The 10,671-nt window shown below is 61.8% G+C and carries 19 protein-coding genes, 1 tRNA gene and 1 pseudogene; 8 read left to right on the forward strand and 13 right to left on the reverse strand.

What is annotated here, in order from left to right:
• Positions 1–232: 232 nt before the first annotated feature.
• The 4 genes from E4K64_RS25270 to E4K64_RS25285 all read right to left on the reverse strand — a co-directional run bounded on the left by E4K64_RS25270 (position 233) and on the right by E4K64_RS25285 (position 2,653).
• Positions 233–309, reverse strand: a tRNA-Pro gene (locus tag E4K64_RS25270).
• A gap of 96 nt (positions 310–405) precedes the next feature.
• Positions 406–891 (reverse strand): DUF192 domain-containing protein, encoded by a 486-nt coding sequence (locus E4K64_RS25275; RefSeq protein WP_135165914.1) that lies wholly within the window; start codon positions 889–891, stop codon positions 406–408.
• Positions 892–1,029: 138 nt separating this feature from the next.
• A complete protein-coding gene (locus tag E4K64_RS25280) occupies positions 1,030–1,692 on the reverse strand; it encodes a cold-shock protein (protein ID WP_167772247.1) in 663 nt (220 codons plus the stop codon).
• Positions 1,693–1,891: 199 nt separating this feature from the next.
• Positions 1,892–2,653, reverse strand: coding sequence for an SIR2 family NAD-dependent protein deacylase (locus E4K64_RS25285; RefSeq protein WP_167772248.1), 762 nt, complete (start codon positions 2,651–2,653; stop codon positions 1,892–1,894).
• A gap of 238 nt (positions 2,654–2,891) precedes the next feature.
• Between E4K64_RS25285 and E4K64_RS40535 the strand changes: the two genes are divergently transcribed.
• Positions 2,892–3,056 (forward strand): hypothetical protein, encoded by a 165-nt coding sequence (locus E4K64_RS40535; protein WP_162832225.1) that lies wholly within the window; start codon positions 2,892–2,894, stop codon positions 3,054–3,056.
• A gap of 67 nt (positions 3,057–3,123) precedes the next feature.
• On the opposite strand, the gene E4K64_RS25290 is transcribed toward E4K64_RS40535, so the two are convergent.
• A complete protein-coding gene (locus E4K64_RS25290; protein ID WP_126261449.1) occupies positions 3,124–3,414 on the reverse strand; it encodes a hypothetical protein in 291 nt (96 codons plus the stop codon).
• On the opposite strand from E4K64_RS25290, the gene E4K64_RS41240 reads away from it, so the two are divergent.
• Positions 3,386–3,925, forward strand: a complete 540-nt coding sequence (locus E4K64_RS41240; protein ID WP_235884772.1) for a hypothetical protein — start codon at positions 3,386–3,388, stop codon at positions 3,923–3,925. The genes E4K64_RS25290 and E4K64_RS41240 overlap by 29 nt on opposite strands.
• 253 nt (positions 3,926–4,178) lie before the next feature.
• On the opposite strand, the pseudogene E4K64_RS25305 reads toward E4K64_RS41240, so the two are convergent.
• Positions 4,179–4,381, reverse strand: a pseudogene (locus tag E4K64_RS25305) (hypothetical protein).
• A 290-nt stretch (positions 4,382–4,671) separates the two neighbouring features.
• Here E4K64_RS25305 and E4K64_RS25310 point away from each other — a divergent pair.
• Positions 4,672–4,872 carry a hypothetical protein gene (locus E4K64_RS25310; protein WP_135165917.1) on the forward strand — a complete coding sequence of 67 codons (201 nt, stop codon included), beginning with the start codon at positions 4,672–4,674 and terminating at the stop codon, positions 4,870–4,872.
• Positions 4,873–4,932: 60 nt separating this feature from the next.
• Here the strand turns inward: E4K64_RS25310 and E4K64_RS40540 are convergent, their stop codons facing one another.
• Together E4K64_RS40540 and E4K64_RS25315 are read right to left on the reverse strand one after the other, a co-directional pair.
• Positions 4,933–5,070, reverse strand: a complete 138-nt coding sequence (locus E4K64_RS40540; RefSeq protein ID WP_164719058.1) for a hypothetical protein — start codon at positions 5,068–5,070, stop codon at positions 4,933–4,935.
• A gap of 477 nt (positions 5,071–5,547) precedes the next feature.
• The gene (locus tag E4K64_RS25315; RefSeq protein WP_018323108.1) at positions 5,548–5,844 is read right to left on the reverse strand and encodes an HU family DNA-binding protein; all 297 of its coding nucleotides are present in this window, start codon (positions 5,842–5,844) and stop codon (positions 5,548–5,550) included.
• A 352-nt stretch (positions 5,845–6,196) separates the two neighbouring features.
• Here E4K64_RS25315 and E4K64_RS25320 point away from each other — a divergent pair, with 352 nt between their 5' ends.
• Together E4K64_RS25320 and E4K64_RS25325 are read left to right on the forward strand one after the other, a co-directional pair.
• Positions 6,197–6,688, forward strand: a complete 492-nt coding sequence (locus E4K64_RS25320) for a hypothetical protein (protein WP_135165918.1) — start codon at positions 6,197–6,199, stop codon at positions 6,686–6,688.
• Positions 6,689–6,900: 212 nt separating this feature from the next.
• Entirely contained in the window at positions 6,901–7,203 is a 303-nt protein-coding gene (locus tag E4K64_RS25325; protein ID WP_135165919.1) for a hypothetical protein, read from the forward strand.
• A gap of 162 nt (positions 7,204–7,365) precedes the next feature.
• Here E4K64_RS25325 and E4K64_RS25330 read toward each other — a convergent pair whose 3' ends face one another.
• From E4K64_RS25330 to E4K64_RS25340, 4 genes are all read right to left on the reverse strand, one after another.
• Positions 7,366–7,743 carry a hypothetical protein gene (locus E4K64_RS25330; RefSeq protein ID WP_135165920.1) on the reverse strand — a complete coding sequence of 126 codons (378 nt, stop codon included), beginning with the start codon at positions 7,741–7,743 and terminating at the stop codon, positions 7,366–7,368.
• Between the two features lie 10 nt (positions 7,744–7,753).
• Positions 7,754–7,921 carry a hypothetical protein gene (locus E4K64_RS40545; RefSeq protein ID WP_167772249.1) on the reverse strand — a complete coding sequence of 56 codons (168 nt, stop codon included), beginning with the start codon at positions 7,919–7,921 and terminating at the stop codon, positions 7,754–7,756.
• A 94-nt stretch (positions 7,922–8,015) separates the two neighbouring features.
• Positions 8,016–8,240, reverse strand: a complete 225-nt coding sequence (locus E4K64_RS25335; RefSeq protein ID WP_235884773.1) for a hypothetical protein — start codon at positions 8,238–8,240, stop codon at positions 8,016–8,018.
• On the reverse strand, positions 8,237–8,470 hold the full coding sequence (locus tag E4K64_RS25340; RefSeq protein WP_135165921.1) for a hypothetical protein: 234 nt from the start codon (positions 8,468–8,470) through the stop codon (positions 8,237–8,239). The genes E4K64_RS25335 and E4K64_RS25340 overlap by 4 nt, the downstream gene beginning before the upstream one ends.
• A gap of 95 nt (positions 8,471–8,565) precedes the next feature.
• Between E4K64_RS25340 and E4K64_RS25345 the strand changes: the two genes are divergently transcribed.
• From E4K64_RS25345 to E4K64_RS25350, 3 genes are all read left to right on the forward strand, one after another.
• A complete protein-coding gene (locus E4K64_RS25345; RefSeq protein WP_135165922.1) occupies positions 8,566–8,757 on the forward strand; it encodes a DUF3072 domain-containing protein in 192 nt (63 codons plus the stop codon).
• Positions 8,758–8,815: 58 nt separating this feature from the next.
• Positions 8,816–8,968 (forward strand): hypothetical protein, encoded by a 153-nt coding sequence (locus E4K64_RS40550; RefSeq protein ID WP_167772250.1) that lies wholly within the window; start codon positions 8,816–8,818, stop codon positions 8,966–8,968.
• A 322-nt stretch (positions 8,969–9,290) separates the two neighbouring features.
• Positions 9,291–9,950, forward strand: a complete 660-nt coding sequence (locus E4K64_RS25350; protein ID WP_135165923.1) for an oxidoreductase — start codon at positions 9,291–9,293, stop codon at positions 9,948–9,950.
• A gap of 488 nt (positions 9,951–10,438) precedes the next feature.
• Here the strand turns inward: E4K64_RS25350 and E4K64_RS25355 are convergent.
• Positions 10,439–10,671 (reverse strand): integrase core domain-containing protein (locus E4K64_RS25355; protein ID WP_135164484.1); only part of this gene is annotated, 233 nt, incomplete at its 5' end.

The raw sequence follows: 10,671 nt of genomic DNA on the forward strand, positions 1-10,671 counted from the left end.
AAGGGAATATTGGACGCCGCCGATTGCGCGCCCTCTCCTTCAACGCGGCGGGCGGGCGAAGCAGGCGCTGAATCTGCATCCCCCAGGGCCGGATAGCCGAGCCGACGCAAAGGGCCGCACGGCCGGCACATGTTGCAAGGATGGATCCGGCGCCCGGACCATCCTTGGTCGCAAGCGGGTCGCGGGCGGGGCCAAAATCACGAGGAAAATGAAAGGGATTCAATCCCGGGACTGGTCGGGGCAGCTGGATTCGAACCAACGACCTGCAGTACCCAAAACTGCCGCGCTACCAGGCTGCGCTATACCCCGAATGTCCGGCGAGCCCGTCGATACACGCTTCCAAAGGCGCCAGCAAGCTTACAAACTGGCGCCAGCAAGGCTGCCAATGCCCCTCGCCTGCCTGCCCTATTTGCTGCCGAACAGCGGATGACCGACGCGGTCGCCGACGCGGATGCCGTATTTCTGCACCGTTCCCGCCACCACCTCCAGCACGGCCCGGGCGGGCCCCTTCGAGGATATGATCTTGGTCGACAGCGGCTCGGTATTCTCGGCGATGCGCATGATGCGGCCGTTGGCGCCGATGAAGATCATGTCGAGCGAGACATAGGTGTTCTTCATCCACATCGACACCTCCTGCTCGGGGCTGAAGTCGAACAGCATGCCTTTGCCGTCCGCCAACTCCTTGCGGTACATCAGGCCGGTCTCTTTCTCTTCCGCGGTCGTGGCCATCTCCACCGAGAATACCTGCACGCCGTTCCTGGTGACGATCTCCAGCGGCTGGAAGCTGGCGGCGCCGGCGGGCGCGCTGGCGACGGCACAGCCGGCGGCGACGAGGATGGCTGCGAGCCAGCCCTGCAGAGCGGACCAGACAGCCTTTCGATCAAAATTCATGGGAGACACTCAAGGCGTGGGACTAGAGCCAGTCCTTAAGCGGCGGTCGCCGGAAAAGCCAGAGGCGCGACGGCCTGCCATCGCGCCGCTGCTCACGATTGCGGGACTTGGAAGCTCGAGTGCGAGCCTGATCGCGCTTTAGTGCGACTGCAATCCCGGCGATCCGGTCTCGGGATGGATCTCGGCCGCCATCATGCCCTTGGAGCCAGGCCCGAAGCGGACCAGGACATACTGGCCGGGCCTGAGCTCGGTCATGCCGAAGCGGCGCAGTGTCTCCATGTGCACGAAGATGTCGGGCGTGCCCTCGCCGCAGGTCAGGAAGCCGAAGCCGCGCAGCCGGTTGAACCATTTGACCTGCGCCCGTTCCAGCCCGCTGGTCGGGGTGACCGTGACATGGGTGCGCGGCGGCAGCATCTGCGCCGGATGGATCGCGGTCGACTCGTCCATCGAGACCACGCGGAACGCCTGGTAACCCTTGGCGCGCTGGATGCACTCGACGACGATGCGGGCGCCCTCATAGGCGGTCTGGAAGCCGTCGCGCCTCAGCACGGTGACGTGCAGGAGCACGTCAGGCCAGCCATTGTCGGGAACGATGAAGCCGTAGCCTTTGGAGGCGTCGAACCATTTGATGACGCCGTGGACTTCGACGAGGTTGGCGCTGGCTTCACCCAACCCGCTGAAGGGATTGAGCCCGCTGTCGCGGCCGGCACCGCCGTGTTCGCCCGGCGTGATCCGCCCGGACGATACTCCCTGCCCGGGAACCCCGAGCTTCTTGGACTCAAATCCGTCCGACGACCCCATAACCCCGGACCCCACACTGCCATTGCAACCCGCCACATTGGCGGCGCTCGAATCACGCGTCTTAAGAGAATGTTCTCAATTCGACGCGACGCGAATCTTTCGACTCAAAAGATAACACTCCCGGTTGCGAGGCATAGACAAAAAAGAGATTCGCCGGAACCTATGAACAGCTTGCACGGCCGCGAATCAAATTGATGCCTCAATTACCGACAAAGGGCCCGAGCGTTTCGCCGATGTCGTGATGGATGACGAGGTCGGCGATGTCGTCCTGCTCGGTCGGCTCGCGATTGATGATCACCAGACGAGCACCGGCGTTCTTCGCCATCATCGGAAAGCCCGCCGCCGGCCAGACCACAAGCGAGGAACCGATCGCGATGAAGAGGTCGCAGGCTTGCGACAGCGCGGTCGCGCGCTGCATTTCATCGTCGGGCATCATCTGGCCGAAGGAGATCGTGGCGGTCTTCACCGGCTCATCGCAGCCGGTGCAATTGGGTGCGGCGCCCGCCGCGTCGAAACGACGCTTCACCCAGTCGAGCGGATAAGCCTGTCCGCATCCGATGCATCGCGCATAAGTAGTATTGCCGTGAAGTTCAACCACGTGCTCGCCGGCGAAGCCGGAGGCCTGGTGCAAATTGTCGATGTTCTGGGTGATGACGGCGGGAACCTTGCCGGCGCGATAGAGCGAGGCCAGCGCGCGATGGCCACGGCCGGGCTTGGCCGCCGCAAACACCTCTTCCATCGCGAAACGGCGACGCCAGGATTCGTCGCGAGCAGACTGACTTGCGACGAATTCGCCGAAGTCGATCGGACGGTAGCGCGTCCAAATTCCGCCCGGCGAGCGGAAGTCGGGAATGCCGCATTCGGTCGAAATGCCGGCACCGGTGAACGGCACGATCACCTTTGCCTCGGCGATCATGTCGCCAAGCCGCTCAACGCCGCTCCGAAGATCCGATGCAATCAATCACGGCCTCCCGATTCGCTTTGCCCTGGCAGCTACGTGCGCAAGCGGCAAGATTGTTGACGCTCTTATCAAGCGCTAACGCGATGCGCTCGGCAATTTCTTCCGGCCTTCGCATATCACAATCCTGCAATGCCTCCTCCCCATTGACGCCCCATTCGGAAGCCTCAATGGATGTGTGAATGCGACTCAAGTTGATGCGGCGGCAGTGCTTGAGTTCAGTAAACCCGAGGGGATGGCCATGACCGAAGACGAAGAACGCAAAGCCCGTGAGCGCGACGAGATCGCCGCCCGTGTCGCCGCCTTCCGTGCCACGCAGGAAAAATTCAAGCGCGAGCGTGAGGAGTATTTCGTGTCGACGCTGGAGAATGCCCGCAAGGTCGAGCGGCCCTCGCTTTGGCCGTAACACGGCTCCGATCGATGCGCATGAAAAAAGCCCGGAGCATCGCTCCGGGCTTTTCGCGTATCAGCTGTTACCAATGGCGCCAGTGGTGATGGTGCCGGTAGTACGGTCCGCCGCCGTAATAGGCGTAGGGACCAGGCCCGTAATAATAGGCGGGGCCGTCATAATAGCCGTAGCGAGGGCCGTAATAGCCGTACGGGTGGGATGCTGCGACTGCGCCCGCGGTGATCGCACCTGCGGCGAGGCCGAATGCGAGGCCCGGGCCGATGCCGCGCCCGCGTGCCTCGGCAGGCGCAGGGGCTGCAACCGCGGTCACGCCGACGGCTGCGACGGTGGCCAGAACTGCCAATGTCTTCTTCATGCTCTCCTCCTTCGCGGCTTGCCGGGATAACGACGGGCGCCTGCGATGGTTGCGCGCAGGTGCGGAACCGAGGCTGCAAAAATGCCGATGGCACTGGAACGAAATCGCCGGGCGCGCATTGTCTCATCAAGTGCGGGAGCCTCCGCCATCCGGGTTGAGGCAACAGCACGAAGACCCCGTCGGCGTCTCCGCGATGCCGGCGGGGTTTTTCAGTTTCACGGGAACAGATGGCAGCACACGGCAATGGCTGCCAGCGGGGCGGACGATCGAGGAGGAAGATTTGCCGTTATCCGCTTTGCTGGCCCGTATCCGTAAATTGGTTCCCAGATCCGACGATCGGCATTACGACGAGATCGTGCGCAGCTTCGGTATCGGCGCGCTGCACCCGCCGCCGACCCCGATGAGCGACCGCGAGCTGGCGCGGGCCATCGCCGAGTTCCTGAAAGAGCAGCCATCGAGCGAATCCGTTGCGACCCTCGGCCGCCGCCTCGACCCCTCCTCTCCGGTCTGAGCTGCTTTTTCGGCGGGAGCAAGGAACCAGGATTGCGCGCGGACGTTGTATCCTTCTTCACGCAGAGCGGAAGAGGCCGACATGCCCGCCTGGCTCGAAGTCTTGCTCAACCTGTCCGGCTATGCCGGCTTCCTGGCGCTCGCCTCGCGCGGCACCGGATGTCCGCAAGCGCCGGCCGACAATCGCAGCGACGAGCGCTAATTGGGTACGCCACCCTTGATCTCGTGCGCCACTCTCATTGGCATGCGCCGCTTCAATTGGCATGCGCTGGCTGGCCCGCCGTGCGCACCAGCCGGTCGGCCTTGACCGCAACGCGCGTGTCCTCGACCTGCGGCCGCAGCGAAAAGCTGACGACCACGAATGCGAGACAGAACAGCATGCCGACGATGGCGACGCGCCGGTAGGTGTAGTTTCGCCCTGGTAAAAGGAAGGCTGCGAGAAAGAAAAAGGTGTCATGACAAAATTGCTTCTTGGCAAAGTCGTTTCTTGCTTGTCTTTGCCAGACACCTACGCCAAGCGGCGACAAGCGCAACGCGATTGGACTTTTAACCTAACCGAATAGGGTTATCGGCTTCCGCGCAATCGATCGTTAGGAATTTCGCGATCGCGAGTTGCCTTCCAGAATGCCAAGCGGAGTTACGACAGCGCTGCTAGCCGACCGGCTTTGTTCCAGCTTCGACTCCTTTTCGTTCTCAAGGAACGAATCGGAGTCGGAAAAATCAGCGCGAAGCGACTCCTAACGATCGATGAAAGCGCGCGACGCAACGTCTTCCGCCGCGAGACTCGTCGGCACGATCTTCGGCGGCAAGAACTCCGGCGGCAAGAACTTCGAGACGACCGCAAACACGATGACGCTCTCGCGGCATGGCTCACATCGAAAGCTGTTGGCGGAAATCGCCGTCATCGGCTGGGCGCATCGCGGGCATGTCATGCAGGCCGAACGCTGACGGCACAGGTTCGTTCCTGCGCCTTCGTTCCCCCCTGCTCGTTCTGCCCGCCGGCGCGGATCAGGCCGCTCGCTTCGCTTTGCTCTTTTCCGAGAAGCATTCCAGGATCTGAATGCGGAGCTCTTCTGCGGCCGGCCCCTCGAGCCTCCTGAGCTCGTTCCAGAGCCTGATCACTTCGCGCTGCTTTTCGACGGTCATGAGTCACCTCCTAGCGGTCGATCTAAGGGAGGTCATTAGAACAAATAGAGAACAAAAAGTCTAGCCCTTTGCGCGATTGCGCGATTTCCCCCGCCATGTGGCTTTGAACCTTTTCGGCGCAGCGCGGACCCATGGGAGCTGGGGATTTCAGCGCCCAATCATATGGCAGCGCCGCGGTGAACGAACATATTCCGTCACCGCGGCGCTGTTGCTTTTTGGATTTTCAACTTTAAGTTTGAGCTACGGCTGACGGCCAGGCGCTGAAATCCCAACGTCGTCAGCCGGAAGAGCCCCGTGCGAAAGCGCGGGGTTTCTTCTGTCGTCGCACCCGGACGGGCCGACCCGCGCTCTCTGTGGCCTTGTTCTGATCGTCGTGGTGATGTTCGGCATTGCGGTCGCCGAGCACCACCTTTTCGTCAGCCCTTGATCGCTGCGTCGGCTTCCGAAAGAGCGCGCCGCAACGATGTCACCTGCGCCTTAGACGGCGTCCTTGGCCACCTTCAGCGGCGAGGCCTTGACCGACTTGCTCGCGGGCTTGGCCGCAAACTGCATCGGCTCCTTGGTGAAGGGATTGACGCCCATGCGGGCTTCGGTCGCCGGCTTGTTGACGACCGACATCTTCACGAAGCCGGGAATGACGAACTCGCCGGACTCGTTGAGCTCCTTGTAGCCGACGGTGGCCATGTATTCGATCACAGACTTCACGTCGTTCTTCGAGAGCTGCGTGCCCTCGGCAATTGCATCAATCAATTGGGTCTTCGTCATCTTCGCCATGTCTGAATTCCTCTTGTGCGCGCGAGCAGCTTTTGCTGTGGACGCGGCTTGAAGCGCGGGGGGCGCGCTAGCTGATTTCATGCCTGAGGTCATGAAGTGACGGGGCTTAGAACCCATCGAGGCTGAAAACGCAAGCAGGGGTTCTGCGGGGTTCCCGACTTCCTGTGCAAGCTGCCGCAGAACCTGCCACTTTCCTTTTGAACCATTTTGGCGCTGGCGCGTCTTATCATTGAAGTCCCCAAGCTTCACCCCACCAGAGAGCCCCGCTTCCCCCAGGCGGGGTTTTCGCTTTGCGTGCCTGGCAGAATGTCCCCGGCTGCTATAATGGCCTGAGGGTTCTCGCGGGGTGCTCATGAAGATCGCTATCGTCATCGCAGGTTTGATCGTCGTTGCTGCCGCGGCCCTCGTCGCGATCCAGCCGAGCTTCCTGAAGCCTGCATCCCTCGCCGTCGTGAAGAAGTCCGACATCTTCGGCTTCTCGCCCGGGATGACATTCGAGGAGACCAGCAAGCTCGTCAGTCAACGCCATTATCTCTGCCGTCAGGGCCGCAACTCGTACACCCTCGAATGCGATATCAACGGCGCCAAGGTCACGGTTGACGGCGACGAGACCGACGCCAGGCACCCGATCTGGCGCGTCAATGCGACATTGAACAATCCGGGGCCGCAGGATGCTGCTGTCAAATCGATCTCCGACCAGTTCAACGCGCAGGCCATCAAGGACCGGCAGGGATGGACCTGGATCGTCGGCCGCGGGCTCAAGCTGAGCTATGACGGCCTCGCCTTGAACCTCGTGGACGAGGCCGCGGAGGCCCGGTTGCGCAAGGAGGAAGGAAAGCGCTGAAGCATGATCCGGAACGGTGCGCGGCGGTTTTCCCAAAAGATCATCTTGAACAACAACCTGAAGCGCGATGGCGATTCATCCTCGGCGCAGCGCGCCTTAGAGCCTGACGTCATCCCGTCGTGAAACTTGTGGCTCGGCTCGCATTGTTGACACTTCAGTAACCCAACGAGGCCAAGCTCCATTCAGTCTCGTTGCGTTGGAGTATCCCCACAGTGCTTGATTTTGACGAGCTGCGTGAACTCGCGGCCGATGTGCGTGTTTTTGTCGAGCTCGCCGAGGACAAGGCCGAAGCGCTCAAAGCCGTCATCGCGGCCTATGACGTGGTGCTGGCGATCTTCCCCGCCGACGAGGGCATGGGCCTCCATGTCATCAAGGGCAGTGAGATCCTGGACCGGATCGCAAGATCAGGGAGCCATGCGGTCTACAGCCACACGGCGGTCGCGGTCCCCGACCTGCAACATGCGCAAGCGCTCAAGCTGCTGACGGCCCCGGTCGAGCAACGGATCGCGGCCTAAAGCATGATCCGGAAAAGTGCGCAGCGGTTTTCCGAAAAGATCATGCTTAAACAACAACCTAAAGCGCGATGACGATTCGTCCCAATCGCATCGTGCTTTAGTTGCCGGCGCCGAGGATGTCTGCCTCGGCCGTCGTCCCCTGGGGCGCCGCCGAGGGTCCTATCAGCGGAGCCGGTTCAGGACCAGGAGCGGGATCCACGATCCCAACACCATGAAGATCGCCATCGCCGCGACCACGACGTATTTCAGGGGATGTTGCGACGAGGCGAGCGAGCCTTCGAGGCGAAGGTAAGGTAGCACGGCCTCCATGGCCATTCCGATCAGGGCCACCGCCGTCAGGCCGCCCACGATTGATGCGAAGAGATTGACGATCCATCCCATCACGCCGCGCTTGGTCGACCACGCCTCGTAGATCGCGACTGCCAGCATCACGACGACAAAGACCAGCATGAAGCTCATCGAGCCGCCGACGCTCGACGTCGGGCCGAAGACCTCCAGCAGCAGCATGGCCGCCACCGCAAGCAGCGTGATCGTCTTCACGAAGCTCCCCTCATCCGTGCCCCAGCAGCAACACCGCAGAGCCGATCACGATACAACCGAGGCCGAAGAGGGCCGTCGCGATCTCGACGGCATTTTCCAGGCCGAAGAACCTGACGACGGCGCTCCATGCGGCGGACAGAAGAATATCCACGATCGCGCTGAGCAGGGCTTGAAGCATAAGAATTGGTCGCGCCGGCGGAACTGGGGTTCAACCGCCGTAACCGCTCGGCCCCTCCCGCGCCAGGGCTGCCGAGCCGGCGAAGCCACAGCCCTCACCGAATATCCCCGGCCTTCCGGCTGTCACCAATCGAGACCGGCTTGTTGAGGAAATACTCGCGGTTGCCGGTCGCGGCTTCCGCGTACTGGTCGATCGCCACGATGATGGCCTGGACGTGGGCATAGCACCACCCTTCCCGCGTCGCCCGTCGGCGAACGTCCTCGAGCGCGGTCAGGAATGGCGACAGCTCTCTCTCGTCATCGAACCACCGCCTGCTCACCATGTCCTCCCGCCGAGCACCCTACCCTTGGCCGAGCGCGGCTGCGCCGCCTTCAGCGCGTCGCGCTCCGCGCAAAGACTCTCGACCTTCGCTTCCATTCGCGACAGCAACGCTTCGGCCGAGGCCGTGCCGACGCCGGCCCGTTGCAGCTGGAGGATCTCCTTCCTCTGCCTGCCCATCTGGATGCGCATCCGTTCGATCTCCCGCCTGACATGGTCCAGGTCCGGCATTGTTCCGCCTCGCGAATTTTGGAGCTGGCCCATGAGAACAAAAACGGAACGAAGAGTCGAGTCCGACGTTGTACGGAGCGGAAAGGAGCCGCGCGATGGCCGACAACACCCAGAAGGATCCGAAGGACTGGGTTTCCGGAGACGACCCGATGACCGGAGCCCAGGAATCCTACCTCAAGACCCTGGCCGAGCAGGCGCACGAAAGTCCGCCCGAGACCGAGCTGACCAAGGCCGAGGCCTCGGAGCTGATCGACAAGATGCGGCAAAAGGCCGGGCTGGACAAATAGGCCCCGGAATTGCGGAAGCACCGAGCCGTGTGTATGCAAACGAAATTGGGAATCGAAAATGCCTTATTTCGTTTGCGCCCGCGATGGAGCGGGCCAGATCATCTTGAAACGCGACACCAGGGAAGCGGCCGAGAAGAAGGCCGCCGAGCTCCGCGACCTGGGCTATTTCGAAGTCGAGATTGTTGCGAAGGGTGAAGAGAAGGCGGCGTGAGGGGCGGACGCGCTAGCAGGTCATGATGACCAAGGAAGCCATCGGCCCTTTTCTTCGTGAACGCGTGGATGACTGTTCCGCTTAGGTGGGTGACGGTTCACAGAGAGAAACTACGAGATCGCATATTACGGTGACAGCTCGTAGGATGGGTAGAGCGAAGCGAAACCCATCGATGGCCTGGTTGCGTGACGAAACATGATGGTCTCGCAAGTGCTCTACTCATCCTGCGAGCTCACGCACGTTCTTCGGCGGCGACCCTCGGGCCTCACTCCCCCCGACTTTCAATAAGCGATCAGGCAATCAACGCACAACGGTGTCTTGAATGAAAACCGCACTTGTCTTCGGCGCAACCGGCTTCATCGGCTCGCATTTGCTGCGCGACCTGTTGGACAGTCCCGACTATTCGCGGGTTGTGGCGGTGGCCCGCAAGCCGCTGGCGGTGAGCCATCCGAAGCTCACGGTGCTGATTGGCGATCTCGCTTCCCTCCCCGCACTCAAGCCGCAACTGGTTGCGGACGAGATCTTCATCGCGCTCGGGACAACGCGCAAGCACACCCCTGATGAAGCCGAGTACTACAAGATCGATCATGATTATCCGGTGTTAGTGGCCGAGATCGCCAAGGCGAACGGCGCGCAGTCGGTGTTTCTGGTCACGGCCGTTGGCGCCAACGCCTCCTCCGGCGTGTTCTATCTCAGGACCAAGGGCGAGGTGGAGCGGGACATTCTCTCGCTCGATTTCGAACACACGCATATTTTCCGCCCGTCGATGATCCTCGGCGCGCGCGACGAGGACCGCCCGCGTGAACGCCTCATCATCGCGATATGGGGCGTGCTCAATCCGCTGCTCGTTGGCCCGGCCGACCGGTATCGCGGGCTCGCCGGGAACGACATCGCGCACGCCATCGCCAAAGCCACGCGACATCAAACGGAGAAGGTGCGAATCTATCATTGGAAAGAGATGGCGGCACTGCTTCGAACGTGATGCAGTCCGTAGCGACCATTAAATGGTTGCTACGAGCTGGTGGGCTGGCCGACACCCCAAGTATCGGATGCCAAACAGGCGTACGGCAGCCAGGAGAACGCCTGCCGCCGATGGGAGAAGAGCCCCTACGCGAATCTGGCGGTCTACGTGAATGCCCTTGGAGCAACGTCGAATGGTTGCCCTGCCGAGACGGAAAGCTCCGGCCAATTGAACCCGGAGTTAGCCCGCTGGCTCATGGGGTACCCGGACGGCTGGTCAAACTACGCGGCTAAGGGAACGCGATCGACCCGCACCAAGCGGAAGTCTTCATAAGGGCAGCAACGACAATTCCGTTGAGAACTCCGCTGCTTAAAGGCGGATAGTTTCAACTAGACGTTGGCCAGTGTAAGATTCCTCCCCCTAGGAGGAGAAGATGCCAGTCTACGACTGAGCTGGCCCCGGTTGTCTGAACAGAATATCCGCGTCGATAAGTGGAGCCTCTGCCGGGGTTAGGCTGCCGTGCGGAGCGGCAGCGGGGTGAAGTAGGCTTGATCCGGTGTGCTGCCGTCAAGGCTCGAATGTGGACGGCGGCAATTGTAGAAGTCCAGATAGCGGCCAATCGAGGCGCGAGCGTCGCTGACGCTGTCGTAGGCCCGCAGATACACCTCCTCGTATTTGACGCTGCGCCACAGCCGCTCAACGAACACGTTGTCCCGCCAGGCGCCCCGGCCGTCCATACTGA

Source organism: Bradyrhizobium frederickii (assembly GCF_004570865.1).
Lineage (GTDB): Bacteria > Pseudomonadota > Alphaproteobacteria > Rhizobiales > Xanthobacteraceae > Bradyrhizobium > Bradyrhizobium frederickii.